The sequence below is a fragment of the Klebsiella sp. GFKo11 genome, from assembly GCF_056490265.1.
The window spans coordinates 3,281,589-3,303,650 of the sequence record NZ_CM151369.1 but is presented as its reverse complement, the minus strand read 5'-3'; the positions used below and the strand labels follow the sequence as shown (position 1 = coordinate 3,303,650).

Below are 22,062 nucleotides of genomic sequence, written 5' to 3'. Positions count from 1 at the left end.
AGAGGGGATCGTACGGTGTGGAGTTTGCGTTCTGCGCCAGTCTGCCTTTCTCCCTCTCCCCGCATTTGGGGAGAGGGTCGGGGTGAGGGGAAAGGCTCAGCGCCTTGAACGTACTACCTGATAGCGGCGGGTGAAATACTCCACCGGGGCGCTCCAGACGTGCACCAGGCGGGTGAACGGAAATATCAGGAAGATGGTCATCCCAAGCACCAGATGGACACGATAAATCCACGCCACGCCGTCAAGATGCGCCGACGCGCCGCCGTGGAAGGTCACGACCGCCTGCGCCCAGTCCACCAGTTTTAGCATTTCGCTACCGTCCGGGTGCTGCGCGGAGAACGGAATGGTCGTCAGGCCGAGCGCGCACTGAATCAGCAGAATGCTCAGAATCAGGATATCCGCGGTGGTGGAGGTGGCGCGAATGCGCGGATTCGTCAGACGACGAACCAGCAGCCCGATGCCGCCGACTAACGTCAGCACACCGCAAACCCCGCCAAGGATCATCGCCATCAGCTGCTTCTGCGACATCGGCAGGAACCAGGAATAGACCCAATGCGGCGTCAACATGCCGAAGAAGTGGCCGAAGAAGATCCCGAGAATGCCGATATGGAACAGGTTCGACCAAAGCACCATCCCGCGCTTATCCAGCATCTGGCTTGACGAGGCGCGCCAGGTGTACTGTCCGTAATCGTAGCGCAGCCAGCTGCCGATCAGGAAAACCGTGCCGCAGAGGTAGGGGTAGATATCGTAAAAGAAGACGTTAAGGTACTGTATCATTTCGGGCCTCCGGCACGGACGTCGACATACTGTGGTGCCACGTCCTGGCTAAAGCGTCGTTGATAAGACTGCATTGGGGAGCTGTCGCAGGCGGTGGCGTTATCTTCGATAAACTTCACCTGCTCCTCCTCCCACACTGCATCCAGCGCCTGGCGGGTATCGTCGCGCTTTTCCCCCGCCACCTGCTTCGTGACACTGTCACTGTTTAACTGACTATCAGCCAGCGACAGCAGTACGTCAAACAGCCGATAGTATTCACACTCTCTTTGCTTCAAGCGCCCGCCGAGCAGCGCCAGAATCGGCGCGACGTTCTGTAACCCTTCGCGGGCTTCGCTCTCCGGTAAGATGCTCAGATACTCCAGATAGAGCGGCAGGTGGTCCGGCAGTTCGCGGCTGTTTAGCTGCAAACCGGCCTGTTCATACTGGCCCATTAAATCAACCATCGCCTGGCCGCGATCGCGGGATTCGGCGTGGACGTGTTCGAACAGCAGCAGCGAAGTAGCACGCCCGCGCTCGAACACTTCGCACCATTCGGCCTGTCGGTCGAGGAGCTTCGCTGCCAGCAGCGGCCCGACGAAAGGTAGCAGCTCCGGAGCATCGGCGCTGACCAGCGTCAGCGCCTCCTCACGGTTCTCCCACAGCACCTCGTCCGGATACTCCAGCAGCAGACCAATGACTTTGAGGATCTGCATTATTCTCCCTCCCCGTGTTTGCGCACGCCACCGATGTCAATGGCGTCGATGCGCCGACTGTTGAAGAGGTTGAACTTGGTATCCGACCCATGGCAGCCATCGCCGAAGGTGAAGCCGCAGCCGTTTTTTTCCGGGAAAGCGTCTTCCGCCATTTCGCGGTGGCTGGTTGGGATCACAAAGCGGTCTTCGTAGTTGGCTATCGCCAGATAGCGGTACATGTCCTCAACTTGTTCCACGCTTAAGCCGACTTCTTCGATGGCGCGGGTGTCGGTGACGCCTTCCACTGTCTGGGAGCGTTTGTAGTGACGCATCGCCATCATGCGTTTCAGGGCGCGCAGCACCGGGCCGGTATCGCCCGCACTGAGCAGATTTGCGAGGTATTGCACCGGAATGCGTAGGCTTTCCACCGCCGGGAGAATATTGCCGTTGCTCGGCAGGCCGCCCGCATCGGCCACCGACTGAATCGGCGACAGCGGCGGGACGTACCAGACCATCGGCAGAGTGCGGTATTCCGGATGCAGCGGTAGGGCAAGCTTCCAGTCCATCGCCAGCTTGTAGACCGGGGATTTCTGCGCTGCGTCAATCACGTTATGCGGGATGCCTTGCTTCAACGCCTCTTCGATCACCGCCGGGTCATGCGGATCGAGGAACACGTCGCACTGGCGCTCGTAGAGATCGGTTTCATGTTCGGTGCTGGCTGCTTCTTCGATGCGGTCCGCGTCATACAGCAGCACCCCGAGGTAACGGATGCGCCCGACGCAGGTTTCGGAGCAGACCGTCGGTTGTCCGGATTCGATACGCGGGTAGCAGAAGATGCATTTCTCCGACTTGCCGCTCTTCCAGTTAAAGTAGATTTTTTTGTACGGACAGCCGCTGATGCACAGTCGCCAGCCGCGGCATTTGTCCTGGTCGATCAGTACGATACCGTCTTCTTCACGCTTGTAGATAGCGCCGCTCGGGCAGGTGGCGACACAGCTTGGGTTGAGACAGTGTTCGCACAGACGCGGGAGATACATCATGAAGGTGTTTTCGAACTGACCGTACATCTCCTTTTGCATTGCGGCAAAGTTCTGGTCGTGGGCACGCTTTTCAAACTCGCCGCCGAGCAGTTCTTCCCAGTTCGGGCCCCATTCAATCTTGTTCATACGCTGGCCACTGATCAGCGAGCGCGGGCGGGCGGTGGGCAGATGTTTACCTTCAGCCGCATTGTGCAGGTGCTGGTAGTCGTAAGTGAACGGTTCGTAATAGTCGTCAATGCCCGGAATCAGCGGGTTGGCAAAGATTTTAGACAGTACGCCGACACGGTTGCCGAGGCGCGGAGTGAGCTTGCCGGTAATGCTGCGAACCCAGCCGCCTTGCCACGCCTCCTGATCTTCCCAGTTCTTCGGATAGCCGATACCCGGTTTGGTTTCCACGTTGTTAAACCATGCGTACTCCATCCCTTCACGGCTGCTCCAGACGTTTTTACAGGTGACCGAGCAGGTGTGGCAGCCAATGCATTTGTCGAGATTAAGAACCATGCCGACCTGTGAGCGTATTTTCATTTTTTCGCCTCCTGAACCTGATCGCGACCTTCGTCATCCAGCCAGTCAATATTTTTCATTTTGCGGATCATGATGAACTCATCGCGGTTGGAGCCGACGGTGCCGTAGTAGTTAAAACCGTAGGCCAGTTGGGCATAGCCGCCGATCATATGCGTCGGTTTCGGACACACGCGGGTGACCGAGTTATGGATCCCGCCGCGCCGACCGGTGACTTCCGAGCCCGGAATATTCATCAGGCGTTCCTGAGCGTGATACATCATGGTCATGCCCGGCGGTACGCGCTGGCTGACCACCGCACGGGCGGTGAGCGCACCGTTGGCGTTAAAGGCTTCAATCCAGTCGTTATCCTCAATGCCCAGCTCTTTGGCGTCGGTTTCGCTAAGCCACACAATCGGCCCGCCGCGCGACAGGGTCAGCATCAGCAGATTTTCACTGTAGGTGGAGTGGATGCCCCATTTCTGGTGCGGCGTCAGGAAGTTAAGTGCTTTTTCCGGGAATCCATTAGGGGGGATCTCCTTCATGTGGCTGACGCTGCGGGTGTCGATTGGCGGGCGATAGGCCACCAGGCTTTCACCAAAGGCGCGCATCCAGGGGTGATCCTGATACAGCTGTTGGCGGCCGGACAGCGTACGCCAGGGGATCAGTTCATGGACGTTGGTATAGCTGGCGTTATATGAAACGTGCTCGCTTTCCAGGCCTGACCAGGTTGGGCTGGAGATAATCTTGCGCGGCTGGGCCTGAATATCGCGAAAGCGGATTTTTTCATCCTCTTTATTCAGCGCCAGATGGGTATGTTCACGCCCGGTAAATTCACCGAGCGCCTGCCAGGCTTTTACCGCCACCTGACCGTTGGTTTCCGGGGCGAGGGCGAGGATCACTTCCGAGGCGTCAATGGCGCTATCAATGCGCGGACGGCCTTTTGCCGGGCCATCAAGTTTGACGTAGTTAAGCTTGCCGAGGAAATCGACCTCGCTCTGGGTGTTCCACGAAATGCCTTTGCCGCCGTTGCCCAGCTTGTCGAGCAGCGGGCCGAGAGAGGTGAAACGCTCGTAAGTGGCCGGATAGTCACGTTCAACGACGGCAATCGACGGGGCGGTTTTACCGGGGATTAAATCGCATTCGCCTTTGCGCCAGTCGAGCACGTCAAAGGGTTGCGACAGCTCCGCCGGGGAGTCGTGCTGCAGCGGCACCAGCACCACATCGGTCTCTTTGTCGAGATGACCAACGCAGACTTCCGAGAAGGTTTTGGCGATATCCTTATAGATTTCCCAGTCGCTTTTCGCCTCCCACGCCGGGTCGACGGCGGCGGAGAGCGGGTGGATAAACGGATGCATGTCCGAGGTGTTCATATCGTCTTTTTCGTACCAGGTGGCGGTCGGCAGAACGATATCGGAGAACAGGCAGGTGCTGGACATGCGGAAATCAAGGGTCACCAGCAGGTCGAGCTTGCCCTCGATGGCGGCGGTCTGCCACTCCACCTCTTCGGGCTTCACGTCATCGGTCGCACCTAGCTCATCGCCCTGAATCCCGCTGTCGGTACCCAGCAGATATTTGAGCATATACTCGTGGCCCTTGCCGGAGGAACCCAGCAGGTTGGAGCGCCAGATAAACAGGTTACGTGGGTGGTTCTTGCCGTTATCCGGCTGCTCGCAGGCAAAGCGGATATCGCCGGACTTCAGCGCCTGAGCGGTAAAGTCGGCCGGGGAAAGACCTGCGGCGGCGGCCTGCTGTTTGATGGTGAGCGGATTGACGCCCAGCTGCGGCGCAGAGGGGAGCCAGCCCATACGCTCGGCGCGCACGTTAAAGTCGATCAAGTGACCGCTAAATTTACTGGCGTCCGCCAGCGGCGACAGCAGCTCCTGAGCGGTAAGTTTTTCATAGCGCCACTGGCAGGCGTGATTGTAGAAATAAGAAGTGCTGTTCATCTGGCGCGGCGGGCGGTTCCAGTCGAGGGCGAACGCCAGCGGTAGCCAGCCGGTTTGCGGGCGCAGCTTCTCCTGGCCGACGTAGTGCGACCAGCCGCCGCCGCTCTGACCAACGCAGCCGCAGAACACCAGCATATTGATCATCCCGCGGTAGTTCATATCCATGTGATACCAGTGGTTGACACCGGCTCCGAGGATAATCATCGACCGACCGTGGGTTTTATGTGCGGTATCGGCGAATTCCAGGGCGATCTGCTCGATATGCTGGCGCGGTACGCCGGTGATCTGCTCGGCCCACGCCGGGGTATAAGCTTTCACTTCAGCAAAATCTTTTGCCGCGTTGGTGTCCTCTATGCCGCGATCGAGTCCGTAGTTGGCAAGTATCAGGTCATAAACGCTCACCACCAGGCCGGTTTCGCCATTAGCCAGCGGCAGCTGTTTGACCGGGAGCTGATGAATCGTCACTGGATCTTGTTTGACGCTACGAAAGTGCGGATTTTCGTTGCCGCCGAAGTAGGGGAAACCAACCGAAACGACGCTATCGCGGCTGTCCAGCAGCGACAACGTTAATTCTGTTTCTTGCCCGGCAGCCCGCTGCTCAAGGTTCCATTTACCTTTTTCACCCCAGCGGAAGCCAATTGAACCGTTAGGCGCGACCAGCTCGCCTGCGCTGTTATACGCCACGGTTTTCCATTCCGGATTGTTGCTTTCGCCCAGCCCGTCGACCAGATCGGAGGCCCGTACCATACGCCCCGGCACGTAGCTACCATCCTCGCGCGGGTCGAGCATCACCAGCATCGGCATATCGGTATAGGTGCGGCAATAGTTGAGGAAGTAATCGCTGGGGTTATCAAGGTGAAACGCTTTAAGGATCACGTGGCCCATCGCCATCGCCAGCGCGCTGTCGGTACCCTGTTTTGGGGCCAGCCACTGATCGCAAAGCTTGGCGACTTCCGAATAATCCGGGGTAATGGCGATGGTTTTCGTGCCTTTGTAACGGACTTCGGTAAAGAAGTGGGCGTCCGGCGTACGGGTCTGCGGAACGTTGGAACCCCAGGCGATAATGTAGCTGGAGTTGTACCAGTCGGCGGATTCCGGGACGTCAGTCTGCTCGCCCCAGGTCATCGGCGATGCGGGGGGAAGGTCGCAGTACCAGTCGTAAAAGCTCAGGCAGGTACCGCCAAGCAGCGACAGGTAACGGGTACCGGCGGCGTAAGAGACCATCGACATCGCCGGGATCGGCGAGAAGCCAGCGACGCGGTCCGGGCCGTAGTTTTTAATCGTCCAGACGTTGGCGGCGGCAATCAGCTGGTTCAGTTCTTTCCAACTGGAGCGGATAAAACCCCCTTTACCGCGCACCTGCTTGTAGCTGAGGGTTTTGACCGGGTCCTGCATGATGCTGTCCCAGGCCATCACCGGATCCGGATGCTGAGCCAGCGCCTCGCGCCATAGCTCGATCAGCCGCTTGCGCGCCAGCGGATACTTCAGGCGGTTAGCGCTGTAAAGATACCAGGAGTAGCTTGCACCGCGCGGGCAACCGCGGGGTTCGTGGTTGGGCAGGTCAGGGCGGGTGCGCGGGTAGTCGGTTTGCTGGGTTTCCCAGGTGACCAGCCCGTTCTTAACGTAAATCTTCCAACTGCATGAGCCCGTACAGTTCACACCGTGCGTGGAGCGGACAATCTTGTCGAACTGCCAGCGCTGACGGTAGCTATCTTCCCAGTCGCGGTTGGTGTTGTACACCTGACCATGACCGTTGGCAAAGGTCTCGCCTTTCTGCTTAAAGTAGCGAAAGCGATCCAGTAGTTTACTCATGACATTTCTCCTGCTTCGATAATGTACGGCATCGTGCCATTGCCGGATGGCTTATCCGGCCTACAAGACCGCTCGATCCCGTAGGCCGGATAAGGCGTTAGCTGCCATCCGGCAAATTTCTCGTTATTTTTTTGCCGGTGTGCGTCGGCCATAGACCAACCACGTCACCAGCACACACACGACGTAGAAGACAAAGAACACTTTCATGGCCCCGACCGGCGAGCCGGTCATGGCTAAAGAGGTGCCGAAGGCTTTCGGAATAAAGAAGCCGCCAATCGCGCCGATGGCGGAGATAAACCCGAGCGCCGCCGCGGTATCGGTTACCGCTTCGTGCTGGGCCTGTTCGTCGCTGCCGCCGCGCTTCTTAACGCTCTCGATAGTGATCTGACGGAAAATTACGGCGATCATCTGGAAGGTGGAGCCGCTGCCGAGACCGGCGGTCAGAAACAGCCCCATAAACACCACGTAAAAGGCGAGGAAGCTGCCGGAACCGGAGCCAGGCAGGGTGAGGAACAGCAGGCCGGTAAACAGCGCCATCAGGATAAAGTTGATCAGGGTGACCCGGACGCCGCCGAGACGGTCGGAGATAATGCCGCCGAATGAACGCGCCAGCGCGCCGATGAACGGCCCGAAGAAGGCCAGCTTGAGGATGTTGACGTCCGGGAACTGCGTTTTCGCCAGCATGGCAAAACCGGCGGAAAAGCCGATAAAAGAACCAAACGTCGCCAGATATAACAGGCTTAACAGCCACATATGCGGGCGCTTCAGGACCGGGAGCTGATCGCGAACCGAAGCCTTTGAGCTGGCAATATCGTTCATGCCCACCCAGGCAGCAATGGTGGCGATGACCAGCAGCGGTACCCAGACAATAGCCGCGTTGCTTAGCGCGAGGATGGAGCCATCTTCCTGGGGAACCCCGTGAACGCCGAGGAACGCGAATATCGGCAGGAAGATCACCGCCGGAGCAATCATCTGCATCACGCTGACGCCGAGGTTGCCGAGCCCGCCGTTCACCCCCAGCGCGCTGCCCTGTTTGGCTTTGGGAAAGAAAAAGCTGATATTTCCCATGCTGGAAGCAAAGTTGGCACCAGCAAAACCGCACAGCAGGGCAATGGTGATAAATACCCAAAATGGAGTAGCGGTATTTTGAATAGCAATTGCCAGCCAGATGCAGGGCACCACCAGAATAATCGTGCTTAATACCGTCCAGTAGCGCCCGCCAAATATAGGCACCATAAAGGAGTAGGGTACGCGTAATATTGCGCCGGAAAGTGAAGGCAGGGCGGTTAATAAAAAGAGTTGGTCGGTGGTGAAATTAAATCCGACTTTATTGAGATTGACCGCGACGGCACTAAATAGCATCCACACGCAAAAGGCGAGTAGCAGACAAGCCACGGAAATGCAAAGATTCCTCCGCGCTATTTTCTTTCCCTTATTTTCCCAGAATGCCGCGTTTTCTGGCTTCCACTCTTTTAAAAGGTAATGATTCTTCTTCTCATTTTCTGTCGACATATTGCCCTCGAATGAACAGTATTCAGTGAAAAGAATAAATAAGTAAAAACAGTAAATTAAGAAAATACTGTATGCAGAGGTGGTTTTTTTATCCGTTGTAATGATTGAAGAATAGATAAGAAAAGCGCGTCATAAGAAGACGCGCGAATAATCGGGGGGGATTATTTGTTACAGAATGTAACGTTGAATTAAAATAACTCCATCGATATATAATAGTTTATATAACGGTTGAAGGTGGCATCATCAATTTCCTGCATCCCCAACGCGTAAATACCATCGAGGCCGCAGACCAGGGCGATCAGCCGCCAGGCGATACTTTCCGCGTTGTCCTTGGGCTGAAACTCACCCGCCTCGATTCCGCACAGGATAATCTTCAGCGTCTCTTCATGCCACATGCTCATGGTTAACAGGTATGCGCCTTTGATATCGCTGTCGCTGTCGGCCAGCAGCTGTGCTTCGCGCCATAAGCGAATATAGGGCTCAAGCCTGCCGTCATCGCTCCCGACCATTGAAAACAGGCGCTCGCGCCAGCTGGCATCATTGCTGACCAGCGGCATATCGAGCATTTCTCGGATCAGGCGCACAAAGGTATGGGCTTTTAACTCGCCAGTGGAAGTGAAGTGGTGATGCAACTGCCCGGCGGCAACGCCAGCCTCAGCCGCTATCTGGCGGACTGTCATCGCGCCCAGTCCGCCTCTTAGCGCCACGCGCATGGCTGCCAGCACAATGACTTCCCGACGCGCATCGCGATTTAAATAGCTCATAACGTTCCGTGACCCCTGTTTTTTTGGCGATAGTAACAAAAAGTTGGACACTCGTTCAACATTACGGCAGGATCGCCATCCTGGACAAATGTCCAATTTCAACATTGAGGAAAAGTAGTATGTCTCGGCAATGGTTGACGCTGATGGCGATTTTGTTGGTTTATATTCCGGTGGCGATTGACGCCACGGTACTGCATGTGGCTGCGCCGACGCTGAGCGTGGCGCTGGGAACCAGCGGCAATGAGCTGCTGTGGATTATTGATATCTATTCGCTGGTGATGGCCGGCATGGTGCTGCCGATGGGCGCGTTGGGCGATAAAATCGGCTTCAAACGGCTGCTGCTGCTCGGTAGCGGTATTTTTGGCGCGGCATCGCTGGCGGCGGCGTTTTCACCCACGGCAGCGACGCTCATTGCTTCCCGCGCGCTGTTAGCGGTAGGGGCAGCGATGATCGTCCCGGCAACGCTCGCCGGGATCCGTAGCACCTTCTCGGAAGCCCGCCATCGTAACATGGCGCTCGGCCTGTGGGCGGCGGTCGGTTCTGGCGGTGCGGCATTTGGCCCGCTGGTTGGCGGCATGCTGCTGGAGCATTTCTATTGGGGCTCGGTATTCCTGATCAACGTACCGATCGTGCTGGTGGTGATGGCGATTAATGCCAAAGTGGTCCCACGCCAGCCTGCGCGGCGCGAACAGCCGCTCAATTTATTCCAGGCGTTGATCCTTATTGCCGCCATACTGATGCTGGTATTTAGCGCCAAAACGGCGCTGAAAGGGCAAATGGCGCTGTGGATAACCGGACTGGTGGCGATTACTGGCGCAGCGATGCTGACATGGTTTGTGCGTAAGCAGCTCTCGGCGGCACGCCCGATGGTCGATATGCGTCTGTTTACCCACCGCATTATTTTAAGTGGTGTGATGATGGCGATGACGGCGCTGATCACCCTGGTCGGTTTCGAGCTGCTGATGGCGCAGGAACTCCAGTTTGTGCATAACAAAACGCCTTTTGAGGCCGGGCTATTTATGCTGCCAGTGATGGTAGCCAGCGGGTTTAGCGGGCCGATTGCCGGGATGCTGGTGTCACGATTAGGGCTGCGCGAGGTGGCGACCGGCGGTATGTTGCTGAGCGCCCTGAGCTTCCTCGGCCTGTCGATGACCGATTTCAGCACTCAGCAGTGGCAGGCCTGGGGGCTGATGACGCTACTGGGCTTCAGCGTCGCCAGCGCGCTGCTCGCCTCCAGCTCAGCGATTATGGCTGCCGCGCCGAAGGAGAAGGCCGCAGCAGCAGGAGCCATTGAAACCATGGCCTACGAGCTGGGTGCAGGCCTGGGGATTGCGCTATTTGGCCTGATCCTGACTCGTAGCTACACGTCGTCAATTATTCTGCCGATGGGTGTGGAAGGCGCGGCGGCAGAGCAAGCGTCATCATCGATTAGCGAGGCGATTAAGCTGGCGCAGTCGATGCCCGCCATTCCGGCGCAAAGTTTGATTGAGGCGGCGAAGACGGCGTTTATCAACTCGCACAGCATCGTGCTGGCGACGGCCGGCGTCCTGCTTTTACTGCTGACGGCAGGTATCTGGCGCAGCCTGGCGAAAGCGCCGGAATTGAATTAATTCCTTTTGCCGGAGTTATTCTCCGGCTTTTATTGTGCACAGAAAACCCCCAGCTAGGCTGGGGGTTCAGTAAAGCTTTCAGCTTTGGGCCAGTTATAAAAACCCCTTTTGATTTGTTAAAACAGTTTGCGGTCTGGCAACTGCAAACGTTCAACAAGAAATCAAAAGGGGGTCCCAATGAGGGACGAAAAGAGCTTAGCGCACACCCGCTGGAACTGTAAATATCACATAGTTTTTGCGCCGAAATACCGGAGACAGGTGTTCTACGGGGAAAAACGCAAAGCGATAGGGAGTATTTTAAGAAAGCTGTGCGAATGGAAAAACGTGAATATTCTGGAAGCGGAATGCTGTGTGGATCACATCCATATGCTTCTGGAAATCCCGCCCAAGATGAGTGTATCTGGATTTATGGGGTACCTGAAGGGAAAGAGCAGCCTGATGCTTTATGAGCAGTTTGGCGATTTGAAGTTCAAATACCGTAACAGAGAGTTTTGGTGCCGAGGGTATTACGTTGATACGGTAGGGAAAAACACGAGCAGGATACAAGAATACATAAAGCACCAACTTGCAGAGGATAAAATGGGCGAGCAGTTGTCGATCCCATATCCTGGCAGCCCGTTTACGGGCGGTAAGTAATCCATAGATGCAAATGTCAGGTCGTGATGCGCCTGTTAGGGCGCGGCTGGTAACAGAGCCTTATAGGCGCATCTGAAAAACCTCCGGCTATGCCGGAGGATATTTATTTATCCAATCTTCTTTATTTTTTCTGATTCTTCTATGTGGAGATGCGTTGTGCTGTCGTTTACCATCTGAGTATGTTAATTAATGTTCCGGATACCGTATGAGAAAGTGGCAGGGAAAGGTAAAAGGAATTCACAATGACACTGACGTGCTTTAGTCGTAACGCAAAAAAGTTAACCTGCGGTGCTGGGTTATTTATAGCATCGCTGCCGGTATATGCCGCAGGGTTTGATTGTTCTGCTCAAAATCTTAATAAGACAGAATTAACGATATGTAATGATACTTATCTATCAAGTGTGGATAATGTTTTAAACCTGTTTTTTACTTCGGCACTTAATAATAGCATTAATCACGGCACATTGTTCAGGGAACAGCGCCAATGGGTGAAAGAAAGAAATCAGTGTGGGGATGATATTTCTTGTATAAAAGAAAAATATGTTGCCAGAAATAAAGACTTAACCGCGATTTCACCTTTTCGGAATGTCGATGACGTTTTTAATCGTGATGGCGATTTACTCGACCCGCCCATGGCGCAGAATTTGCAAAATAAAAATGGTTTTACCATTACCGAGGACCGCTGGCGGGTTAAGGTCATCGTACCAGAATGGGTTATCTCATCACGGAATTATAAACTGGATGACTCTGACTGGCGAGTGCTGACGCACAGAGTGGTGAACGGTGATCTGGTTATCTATTTTCTTGTCTCCGGAAGAGAGGGCGATAAGCAGGTTAACAATATTATTCGCGTTGAAAACGGCTGGAAGTCACTGATTGTTGCTCATTACGAATATTCATACCGTGACGATGTGATGATTAAATACGACCCCGGTAGTACGAATAGTATCGTCTATTCCGTTCTTCAGCGCCCCGATCCAGAGCTGGTCGATAGCACCGATTATACGGTAGAGACTTACACTCTTGATCCCACCAGTGACAAGGCGGAAAAAACGCAGAGCACCACGCGCAGCGAGGCAAGCTTAAAAAAAGAGGCATGGGTGGGTTACTGCGAAACTCAGGAGTGCACCAGTCGGGTAGCGTCCCCGGATGGGAAATGGCGCCTGGCGTCACGCGATGATTATGACGAAGGGATGTTCTATTTCCCGGCTGACAGGCCGGATCAGGGGATTAATGTATTCCTGGCGCAGGGGGAGACTTCAAAGGGTAATGATTTCGAATATATGCGCAACTATGCCTGGGGCGATGAGAATTCATTTTATTTTGATAACGATGGCGGTTATGCCTGCATCTGGAAAACAGACATTAAAAATAAAACCACCCAGCGTATATTACCGGTGGAAGGGATGTTGCAACCTTACTACCTGAACTATAACGATGAGGATCTGGTTGTTGCCACATACCGCACTTATTCTGCAGAAAAGAAAGGGCAGCATTACGAAATTTATATCGCTAAAAAATGAAGTCCCGATGGCGGCGAAAGATATCCGCCGCCATCGGGTAGCTTAGCGCCGGGTCGCCTGCCAGCAGAGCAGGGAGCCGATGCACACCATCCCGGCACCCTGCCAGAATGACCACGAGAGTGCCGCGCTGAGCAACAACGCCGCCAGCGCCGAAGAGAGCACTGGGGTAAAATAGGAGGCGGCGGCCAGCAGGCTAACGTTGCCGTGCAGGATACCGACGTTCCACGCCGCGTATCCTAATCCCAGCGCGACTGACAGGGTGACCAGCTTGATGATGACCGGCCAGCTAAAGACCATCGGCGGCTGCTCGCTGAACAGGAATTTCAGCCACAGGGTCAGGGCGGTGAGCAGGACAAACAGAGTAATGCCGTTTTTGCCTTTTGCGTATTTGGCGGTAACCGTGCAGTAGGCCGCCCAGATAAACGCGCCGACAAAGGCCAGAATATAGCTCAGCGGACTGGAGACTACGTTGCTGATTATTTCATCGATATTCAGACCGTGCTCACCGCCTAATACCCAGGTAACGCCAAATAACGCCAGTAACAATCCGGGGATCACCAGCCAGCTGCTTTTTTGCCCGTTAAACAAGATGGCGAATAAAATCGTCAGGCTGGGCCACAGATAATTGACCATTCCCACTTCAATCGCCTGCTGGCGAGTTCCGGCTAATCCTACCGACAGCGCTAGGCAAATTTCATAGCTAACGAACAGCAGGCTACCTGCCAGTAAGTAGGGGCGAGGGATTTGGCGTATTTGCGGGAAGCCGACGGTAAAGATCAGCAAAATACCGCTCAGACTGTAGATCATCGCCGCGCCGCCCACCGGGCCAAGCCCTTCACTAACGCCGCGTATCAACCCGACCATCGTACTCCAGAGAATAATGGCGGCGAATCCAATCAGCGTAGCTCTCTTCTTTTCCATATTTAACCTGATGTTGCTTCAAATGCAGTCGGGTTTTATAACACTTTTTGTTGGCTTCAGGGGGATATTTTCCTTAACGCTTAATACTAATGGGGTAATGAATTTCGACGTTCCTGACTATTAAGGGGGCATGCGTTTTGGACATTGATTTGACGCAAATAAAACAGGGGCTTTGCTGTTAGTTTTCCCTTCCTCGATGAATAAACATCCCGCATGGAGGGGAACAATGGACGTCAGCCGCAGAAAGTTTTTTAAAATCTGCGCAGGCGGTATGGCCGGAACAACAGTTGCTGCATTGGGTTTTGCACCCAAAATGGCGCTGGCTCAGGCGCGCAACTATAAATTGCTGCGTGCGAAAGAGATCCGCAACACCTGCACATACTGTTCCGTGGGCTGCGGGCTATTAATGTATAGCCTGGGCGACGGCGCGAAAAACGCTAAAGAATCGATTTACCATATTGAAGGGGACTCCGATCACCCGGTGAGCCGCGGTGCGCTATGCCCGAAAGGCGCGGGTCTGCTGGACTACGTCCATAGTGAAAACCGTCTGCGCTATCCGCAATACCGCGCGCCGGGTTCAGATAAATGGCAGCGTATCTCCTGGGATGAGGCATTTACCCGCATCGCTAAACTGATGAAAGCCGACCGCGACGCCAACTTTATCGAGAAGAACGAACAGGGCGTCCCGGTGAATCGCTGGCTCTCCACCGGGATGCTGTGCGCCTCGGCGGCCAGTAATGAGACCGGTATGCTGACGCAGAAGTTTGTGCGATCTCTCGGCATGCTGGCGGTAGATAACCAGGCGCGCGTCTGACACGGACCAACGGTAGCAAGTCTTGCTCCAACATTTGGTCGCGGTGCGATGACCAACCACTGGGTTGATATCAAAAACGCTAACGTCGTGGTGGTGATGGGCGGTAACGCCGCTGAAGCCCATCCGGTGGGATTCCGCTGGGCGATGGAAGCGAAAAACAACAACGATGCGACGCTTATCGTCGTCGACCCGCGCTTTACGCGCACGGCGTCGGTGGCTGATATCTATGCGCCGATTCGCTCTGGTACCGACATTACTTTCCTGTCGGGCGTTCTGCTGTACCTGATTCAAAATAACAAAATCAATGCGGAGTACGTTAAACACTACACCAACGCTAACCTGCTGATTCGTGAAGATTTCGGTTTTGATGATGGCCTGTTCAGCGGCTACGATGCTGAAAAACGTCAGTACGATAAATCTTCGTGGAACTATCAGTTCGACGAAAATGGCTACGCCATGCGCGATGAAACTCTGCAACATCCTCGCTGCGTGTGGAACCTGCTGAAACAGCACGTTTCTCGTTATACTCCAGAGGTGGTGGAGAACATCTGCGGTACGCCGAAAGCCGATTTCCTCAAAGTGTGCGAAGTGCTGGCCTCTACCAGCGCAGCGGATAGAACCACCACCTTCCTGTACGCGCTGGGCTGGACGCAGCATACCGTTGGGGCGCAGAACATTCGCACCATGGCGATGATCCAGCTGCTGCTTGGCAATATGGGCATGGCGGGCGGCGGCGTGAACGCGCTGCGTGGTCACTCCAATATCCAGGGATTAACCGATTTAGGTCTGCTCTCGACCAGTCTGACCGGTTATCTGACGCTGCCATCTGAAAAACAGACGAGCCTGCAAAGCTATCTGGCGGCGAATACGCCAAAAGCAACGCTTGCCGATCAGGTGAACTACTGGAGCAACTATCCGAAGTTCTTCGTCAGCCTGATGAAATCCTTCTATGGCGACGCGGCGCAGAAAGAGAACGACTGGGGCTTTAACTGGTTACCTAAGTGGGACCAGGCTTACGACGTTATCAAGTATTTCAATATGATGGATAACGGCAAAGTCACCGGCTATATCTGCCAGGGCTTTAACCCGGTGGCTTCGTTCCCGGACAAAAACAAAGTTGTCCGCAGCCTGAGCAAACTGAAGTACATGGTGGTTATCGATCCGCTGGTCACCGAAACATCGACCTTCTGGCAAAACCACGGCGAGTCTAACGACGTCGATTCCGCCGCGATTCAGACCGAAGTATTCCGTCTGCCGTCCACCTGCTTTGCCGAAGAGGATGGCTCTATCGCCAACTCCGGGCGCTGGTTGCAGTGGCACTGGAAGGGTCAGGATGCGCCGGGCGAAGCACGTAACGACGGCGAAATTCTGGCCGGTATTTACCACCGTCTGCGTGAGATGTATCGCACTGAAGGCGGCAAAGGCGTCGAGCCGCTGCTGAAGATGGGCTGGAACTACAAACAGCCGGATCATCCGGAGTCGGAAGAGATCGCCAAAGAGAACAACGGCTATGCACTGGAAGATCTATACGACGCCAACGGTGTGCTGCTGGCGAAGAAAGGTCAATTGCTGAACAGCTTCGCGCTGCTGCGTGATGACGGTAGCACCGCTTCGTCTTGCTGGATCTACACCGGGAGCTGGACCGAGCAGGGCAACCAGATGGCCAACCGCGATAACGCTGATCCGTCAGGGCTTGGCAATACGCTGGGCTGGGCATGGGCGTGGCCGCTCAACCGCCGCGTGCTGTATAACCGCGCCTCGGCGGATATCAACGGTAAACCGTGGGATGTGAAACGGATGCTGATCCAGTGGAACGGCAGTAAATGGGTCGGGAATGATATTCCGGACTTCAATACCGCGCCGCCGGGCAGTAAAACCGGGCCGTTTATCATGCAACAAGAAGGTCTTGGCCGCCTCTTTGCGTTGGATAAGCTGGCTGAAGGGCCGTTCCCGGAGCACTACGAGCCAATGGAAACGCCGCTGGGGACCAACCCGCTGCATCCGAACGTCATCTCCAGTCCGGTGGTGCGCTTGTATGAAGAAGATGCCCTGCGTTTAGGTAAGAAGGACAAGTTCCCGTATGTCGGTACCACTTATCGCCTGACCGAGCATTTCCACACCTGGACTAAGCATGCGCTGCTCAACTCGATTGCGCAGCCGGAACAGTTTGTCGAAATCAGCGAGGGTCTGGCGAGCGCGAAGGGGATTGCCAATGGCGATCGGGTGACGGTCAGCAGCAAGCGCGGCTTTATTCGTGCGGTGGCCGTAGTAACCCGCCGTCTGCAAACGCTCAACGTTAACGGTCAGCAGGTGGAAACCGTCGGGATCCCGCTGCACTGGGGTTTTGAAGGCGTGGCCCGCAAAGGTTACATCGCCAATACCCTGACGCCGAACGTGGGTGATTCCAACTCGCAAACGCCGGAGTACAAGGCGTTTCTGGTCAACATCGAGAAAGCGTAAGGAGCGAATGAATGGCGATGGAAACTCAGGACATCATTAAACGCTCCGCCACCAACCCGATCACGCCCGCGCCGCGCGCGCGGGATTTTAAGGCGGAAGTGGCAAAGCTGATTGATGTCTCCTCCTGCGTGGGCTGCAAAGCCTGCCAGGTGGCCTGTTCCGAGTGGAACGATATCCGCGATGACGTTGGACACTGCGTCGGGGTTTACGATAACCCCGCCGATCTCAGCGCTAAGTCCTGGACGGTGATGCGTTTTAGCGAAACCGAGCAGAACGGCAAGCTGGAGTGGCTGATTCGTAAAGATGGCTGTATGCACTGTGAGGATCCGGGCTGCCTGAAGGCGTGTCCGTCTGCCGGGGCGATTATTCAGTACGCTAACGGTATCGTCGACTTCCAGCAGGAGAACTGCATTGGCTGCGGCTACTGCATCGCAGGGTGTCCATTTAACGTCCCGCGCCTCAACAAAGAGGATAACCGGGTCTATAAATGCACACTGTGCGTTGACCGGGTCAGCGTCGGCCAGGAACCGGCCTGTGTGAAAACCTGCCCAACCGGCGCTATCCATTTCGGCACCAAGAAAGAGATGCTGGAAGTGGCGCATGAGCGGGTTGAAAAGCTGAAGAAACGCGGTTATCCGCATGCTGGCGTTTATAACCCGCCGGGCGTCGGTGGTACGCATGTGATGTACGTACTGCATCATGCCGATCGGCCGGAGTTGTACCATAACCTGCCGAAAGAGCCGCAGATCGATACCTCTATCAATCTGTGGAAAGGGGCGCTGAAGCCGCTTTCCGCCATCGGTTTTGTCGCCACCTTTGCCGGGCTGATTTATCACTACATCGGGATTGGGCCGAACAAGGAAGTGGATGACGATGAGGAGGAGCATGATGAGTAAATCGAAAATGATTGTGCGCACGAAGTTTATCGACCGCGCCTGTCACTGGACGGTGGTGATTTGCTTCTTTCTGGTCTCGCTATCGGGCATTTCGTTTTTCTTCCCGACCCTGCAATGGTTGACTGAAACCTTCGGTACACCGCAGATGGGACGTATTCTGCATCCGTTCTTTGGCGTGCTGATTTTCGTCGCCCTGATGTTTATGTTCGTGCGTTTCGTCCATCACAATATTCCTGATAAACAGGATATTCCGTGGCTGAAGGGCATTGTCGAGGTACTGAAGGGCAACGAACATAAAGTGGCGCGGGTGGGGAAATATAACGCCGGGCAGAAAATGATGTTCTGGACCATTATGAGCATGATCTTTGTGCTGCTGGTGACCGGTGTAATTATCTGGCGGCCTTATTTTGCCCACTATTTCCCGATTCAGGTGATTCGCTATAGCCTGCTGATCCACGCGGCCTCGGCGATTATTCTCATTCATGCGATTCTGATCCATATGTATATGGCATTCTGGGTTAAAGGATCGATTAAGGGAATGATCGAAGGGAAGGTGAGCCGCCGCTGGGCGAAGAAGCATCACCCGCGCTGGTATCGCGACGTGGAGCGTATGGAAGCGAAGAAAGAAAGTCGTGAAGGGCTGAAGTAAGCCTTAGCTATGGTTCCCCGCTCCGGTGATGACGGAGCGGGTCTAAGGTTATCAGCAATTTGTAATCAGGGTATCGATAGAGTCAATAACCCCCTGGCGAGCATTGCTCAGGTTACAGATAAAATCTTGCTGCTGTATTTTTTTATTATTTAAGTTAGTCACCATTGGTGTGCAAAGTAATAAAGTTTCGAATTCTATATTAACCTTTGGCGCGACATGCTGGTGCCAACAAGGTAACAACTGGGTTCGCATTAAAGGTATGATGACTCTGGTTGCCAGATCAGCATAATAATCATTCTGCACTATCATATAATAAGGCAGTGTTTTATTAGTCTGCATGGAGCAATTTCGATATACATTAAATTGTTTAAGCATTAAAACACCCTGAAAAATTCATCATCCGTAATGGTCCCATTCTTTGCAATAAAATCATTCATTGCATTAATGAATTCTTTGTTCCGTTTCTGCTTGTCCGTTTCGCAAGATGTCTTTTGAGATGAGGCAGACTGAGTTGATGCATCATGTTCGCCAGTCCTGTTTTTATTCATCGCGTTGCTCTTCATTATAGACTCCTTCCTGTTGATATCCTTATTATCGCTCCACCAAACTTAGAAATAAACGCTATTATTAACTTTGTTTTTTATTTTGCGAGACGGCTTCCAGCGTAAAGCAACAGAATGAAATATTAACGGTTATCGTAATAATCCTCTGCACAGGGAGAACTCTGCGCAGAGGTGAGGGGAAAATTAATATTTTTCAGCAATAAAGCGGAAAGGGAAATTGGTTGCTTTGACTTTGCCTATTTTGCGTTTTGGTAAGGTAACGTGTTCCACGGGCAGAGACTCATAGGGTATTTGTGAAAGCAAATGGGTAATAATATTCAGGCGCACGCGTTTCTTATCCTCCGAGCGAGCAACAAACCACGGCGCCCAGGCAGTATCCGTGGCGGCAAACATCGCATCGCGGGCTTCGGTATAGTCGTCCCAGCGGTTGAAAGACTTAATATCCATCGGCGAGAGCTTCCAGATTTTGCGTCCGTCGTCGATCCGGTCGCGCAGACGGCGCTCTTGCTCTTGCGGGGTTACCTCCAGCCAGTATTTAAGCAAGATGATCCCGGACTCCACCATGCCACGCTCCACCATTGGCGCTCCTTCGAGAAACTTTTGCACCTCTTCGGGGGTACAAAACCCCATCACGCGTTCAACGCCAGCGCGGTTGTACCAACTGCGGTCGAAAATCACAATCTCGCCAGCGGCGGGTAGATGCTTGATATAGCGCTGGAAATAGAGCTGACTCTTTTCGCGCTCGGTTGGCGAAGGTAAGGCGACGACGCGGAAAATTCGCGGACTGACTCGCTCGGTTATCGCTTTGATTGTACCGCCTTTACCGGCGCCGTCGCGGCCTTCAAAGACGATGCACACCTTCAGCCCTTTATGCACCACCCAGCGCTGTAACTTCACCAGCTCAACGTGTAGCCGACGCAATGACTTTTCATACTCTTTATTATCGAGCGGAGCGACCTTCATGGCCGTATCGGACGCTTTGCCGCTGTTTTTTTTACCCATCTCGATTCTCCGTGCTGCCGTGATATCTCTTTGAAGTGTAATCGTTGAGCGGCAAGGCGGCGGGAAATATTGCCCGTTATGATACGGCCGGGCGATCGTGTCGTCGTTCAGGCAAGAAGCCCGCCATTGATGACCTGAAGGCCGACCTGTTGCCCCCATGAAAGCTCGAGGGTATTGCCGTCAGGGTCTGCGAAGAAGGCGAAATATCCGACCGGATCGCCCGCCTGTTCAGGTTCCCGGCGTAAGACGCCTTCGCGTCGCGCCTCGACGACTTTGTTGTCAATCTCCTGCCGGGTGGCGCAGGCGACGCCGAGGTGGCCGAAGGGACCCAGCGGAGTATCGGCCGGTTCGTCGCTCTGTACCAACACCAGCGCGAAGGGTCGGGTACTGTCGCTGAGCCATGCCACCTTACGCGCTGAGGGCAAGTCAGGCTCGCGCTGGTGGATAACCGTCATTGCGGTATAACGAGTATAAAAATCAATGCTGCTTGCCAGGCAGCGAACGGTAAAGGCGACATGGGTGAAGCCGACATCAACAGGTTGCATGCTTTTCTCACTCTGTGAATTGCTGAGGGGGACACTCTACAACCTTAAGTTAAGTTGAGATCAAGGGGGCGTTTAACCGTTTGAGCCCACTGATTCTTAGAGCTGGACGCTGGCATTTAAACCATTTTCACGCGGCCCGTCCGGGCTTCGCATGAACGAATCGAGCTGTTATATGGATAAAACCCCCGCCGCGCGTTTTTATCTGGTTTGCTGGTGCTGAATAGTCAATAATGCCGGCCGTCTTTTCACTCCTGTAACAGATGTATGAAAAAAACAATTTTTTCATTAGCGCTTGGCACCTTCGGACTCGGCATGGCGGAATTTGGCATTATGGGCGTATTACCTGAAATCGCTCATGATGTCGGCATATCCATTCCCGCCGCAGGCAATATGATCTCTTATTATGCTTTTGGCGTGGTCATCGGCGCGCCGATTATGGCGTTATTCTCTAGCCGCTTTTCGTTAAAGTCGGTCATGCTGTTTTTGGTGGCCCTTTGCGTTATCGGCAATGCCATATTTACCTTGTCCGCCAGCTATTCGATGCTGGCGCTGGGTCGCCTGATCTCCGGCTTCCCGCACGGTGCATTTTTCGGCGTGGGGGCCATCATCCTGTCGAAAACCGCTCCTCCAGGGAAGGTCACTGCGGCGGTAGCGGGGATGATCGCCGGGATGACGGTCGCCAATTTACTGGGGGTTCCCGCCGGGACCTGGCTTGGACACCAGTTCAGCTGGCGCTATACCTTTTTGGCGATTGCAGTCTTTGACGTTGCAGTTCTGGTCTCTATTGCCTGGTGGATTCCCACGCTGTTTGATAAATCAACGGCGCGCTTGAGCGAGCAATTCCATTTTTTGAAATCTCCCGCACCGTGGCTTATTTTTGCCGCCACGATGTTTGGTAATGCCGGGGTATTTGCGTGGTTTAGCTATATTAAGCCGTTTATGATTAACGTCTCCGGTTTTGGCGAGAGTGCCGTCATATTTATTATGATGCTGGTGGGGCTGGGAATGGTATTAGGCAATTTGTTCAGCGGTAAAGTTTCCGTTCGCTATAGCCCATTACGTATTGCCGCCGTCACGGATGGGATTATTGTCGCCACTTTATTATTGATATTTCTGTTCGGTGAAAATAAAGCCGCATCATTAACGCTGGCATTTATTTGCTGCGCGGCGCTTTTTGCCCTGGCAGCGCCGCTGCAAATTCTGCTGCTGCAAAATGCCAAAGGCGGCGAGATGCTGGGGGCGGCGGGCGGGCAAATCGCCTTTAATCTCGGCAGCGCCATTGGGGCGCTGTTCGGTGGGATGGTGGTGACGGCCGGTTTTGGCTGGAGCTCCGTTGCTTTACCGGCCGCGCTGCTCTCGTTTTTGGCACTCAGTTCGCTGCTGATTTATGCCCGCTGTCAGCAGCGTTTGGTCTGAT

18 protein-coding genes are annotated in these 22,062 nt (G+C 54.4%); 7 read left to right on the top strand and 11 right to left on the bottom strand.

Annotation, left to right across the window (positions count from 1 at the left end):
- Window positions 1–96: 96 nt before the first annotated feature.
- The 6 genes from narI to AC07P6_RS16060 all read right to left on the bottom strand — a co-directional run bounded on the left by narI (window position 97) and on the right by AC07P6_RS16060 (window position 9,026).
- Entirely contained in the window at window positions 97–777 is a 681-nt protein-coding gene (gene narI, locus AC07P6_RS16085; protein ID WP_142465938.1) for a respiratory nitrate reductase subunit gamma, read from the bottom strand.
- Window positions 774–1,469 carry a nitrate reductase molybdenum cofactor assembly chaperone gene (gene narW / locus AC07P6_RS16080; RefSeq protein ID WP_434663633.1) on the bottom strand — a complete coding sequence of 232 codons (696 nt, stop codon included), beginning with the start codon at window positions 1,467–1,469 and terminating at the stop codon, window positions 774–776. Before narW ends, narI begins: the two co-directional genes overlap by 4 nt.
- Window positions 1,469–3,013: a nitrate reductase subunit beta gene (narH, locus tag AC07P6_RS16075; RefSeq protein WP_110276571.1), complete on the bottom strand. Its 1,545-nt coding sequence runs from the start codon at window positions 3,011–3,013 to the stop codon at window positions 1,469–1,471. The genes narW and narH overlap by 1 nt, the downstream gene beginning before the upstream one ends.
- Entirely contained in the window at window positions 3,010–6,750 is a 3,741-nt protein-coding gene (locus AC07P6_RS16070) for a nitrate reductase subunit alpha (protein ID WP_478313678.1), read from the bottom strand. Before AC07P6_RS16070 ends, narH begins: the two co-directional genes overlap by 4 nt.
- Window positions 6,751–6,873: 123 nt before the next feature.
- Window positions 6,874–8,262, bottom strand: a complete 1,389-nt coding sequence (locus tag AC07P6_RS16065) for a NarK family nitrate/nitrite MFS transporter (RefSeq protein WP_478313676.1) — start codon at window positions 8,260–8,262, stop codon at window positions 6,874–6,876.
- 188 nt (window positions 8,263–8,450) lie between these two features.
- The gene (locus AC07P6_RS16060; protein ID WP_478313674.1) at window positions 8,451–9,026 is read right to left on the bottom strand and encodes a TetR family transcriptional regulator; all 576 of its coding nucleotides are present in this window, start codon (window positions 9,024–9,026) and stop codon (window positions 8,451–8,453) included.
- Window positions 9,027–9,145: 119 nt separating this feature from the next.
- Between AC07P6_RS16060 and AC07P6_RS16055 the strand changes: the two genes are divergently transcribed.
- The 3 genes from AC07P6_RS16055 (at window position 9,146) to AC07P6_RS16045 (ending at window position 12,795) form a co-directional block, all read left to right on the top strand.
- Window positions 9,146–10,636 carry a SmvA family efflux MFS transporter gene (locus AC07P6_RS16055; protein WP_478313672.1) on the top strand — a complete coding sequence of 497 codons (1,491 nt, stop codon included), beginning with the start codon at window positions 9,146–9,148 and terminating at the stop codon, window positions 10,634–10,636.
- Between the two features lie 177 nt (window positions 10,637–10,813).
- A complete protein-coding gene (gene tnpA, locus AC07P6_RS16050) occupies window positions 10,814–11,272 on the top strand; it encodes an IS200/IS605 family transposase (protein ID WP_478313671.1) in 459 nt (152 codons plus the stop codon).
- A 242-nt stretch (window positions 11,273–11,514) separates the two neighbouring features.
- Entirely contained in the window at window positions 11,515–12,795 is a 1,281-nt protein-coding gene (locus AC07P6_RS16045; RefSeq protein ID WP_478313669.1) for a lysozyme inhibitor LprI family protein, read from the top strand.
- A 42-nt stretch (window positions 12,796–12,837) separates the two neighbouring features.
- On the opposite strand, the gene yddG is transcribed toward AC07P6_RS16045, so the two are convergent.
- On the bottom strand, window positions 12,838–13,716 hold the full coding sequence (gene yddG / locus AC07P6_RS16040) for an aromatic amino acid DMT transporter YddG (protein ID WP_182238846.1): 879 nt from the start codon (window positions 13,714–13,716) through the stop codon (window positions 12,838–12,840).
- A gap of 226 nt (window positions 13,717–13,942) precedes the next feature.
- Between yddG and fdnG the strand changes: the two genes are divergently transcribed.
- Genes fdnG through fdnI form a run of 3 tightly spaced genes read left to right on the top strand, consistent with a single transcriptional unit; the run spans window position 13,943 to window position 18,535 of the window.
- Window positions 13,943–16,990, top strand: a complete 3,048-nt coding sequence (gene fdnG, locus AC07P6_RS16035; RefSeq protein ID WP_478313667.1) for a formate dehydrogenase-N subunit alpha — start codon at window positions 13,943–13,945, stop codon at window positions 16,988–16,990.
- Window positions 16,991–17,001: 11 nt separating this feature from the next.
- The gene (gene fdxH, locus AC07P6_RS16030) at window positions 17,002–17,886 is read left to right on the top strand and encodes a formate dehydrogenase subunit beta (RefSeq protein ID WP_181486154.1); all 885 of its coding nucleotides are present in this window, start codon (window positions 17,002–17,004) and stop codon (window positions 17,884–17,886) included.
- On the top strand, window positions 17,879–18,535 hold the full coding sequence (gene fdnI / locus AC07P6_RS16025) for a formate dehydrogenase-N subunit gamma (protein ID WP_142982273.1): 657 nt from the start codon (window positions 17,879–17,881) through the stop codon (window positions 18,533–18,535). Before fdxH ends, fdnI begins: the two co-directional genes overlap by 8 nt.
- Before the next feature lie 51 nt (window positions 18,536–18,586).
- On the opposite strand, the gene AC07P6_RS16020 is transcribed toward fdnI, so the two are convergent.
- The 4 genes from AC07P6_RS16020 to AC07P6_RS16005 form a co-directional block, all read right to left on the bottom strand.
- On the bottom strand, window positions 18,587–18,910 hold the full coding sequence (locus AC07P6_RS16020) for a CcdB family protein (RefSeq protein ID WP_478313665.1): 324 nt from the start codon (window positions 18,908–18,910) through the stop codon (window positions 18,587–18,589).
- Window positions 18,910–19,098 carry a hypothetical protein gene (locus AC07P6_RS16015; RefSeq protein ID WP_478313663.1) on the bottom strand — a complete coding sequence of 63 codons (189 nt, stop codon included), beginning with the start codon at window positions 19,096–19,098 and terminating at the stop codon, window positions 18,910–18,912. The genes AC07P6_RS16020 and AC07P6_RS16015 overlap by 1 nt, the downstream gene beginning before the upstream one ends.
- 183 nt (window positions 19,099–19,281) lie before the next feature.
- A complete protein-coding gene (gene ppk2 / locus AC07P6_RS16010) occupies window positions 19,282–20,100 on the bottom strand; it encodes a polyphosphate kinase 2 (protein WP_478313661.1) in 819 nt (272 codons plus the stop codon).
- 107 nt (window positions 20,101–20,207) lie between these two features.
- Entirely contained in the window at window positions 20,208–20,645 is a 438-nt protein-coding gene (locus AC07P6_RS16005; protein WP_478313659.1) for a VOC family protein, read from the bottom strand.
- A 264-nt stretch (window positions 20,646–20,909) separates the two neighbouring features.
- On the opposite strand from AC07P6_RS16005, the gene araJ reads away from it, so the two are divergent.
- The gene (gene araJ / locus AC07P6_RS16000; RefSeq protein WP_434663654.1) at window positions 20,910–22,061 is read left to right on the top strand and encodes an MFS transporter AraJ; all 1,152 of its coding nucleotides are present in this window, start codon (window positions 20,910–20,912) and stop codon (window positions 22,059–22,061) included.
- The last annotated feature ends 1 nt before the right edge of the window (window position 22,062 follow it).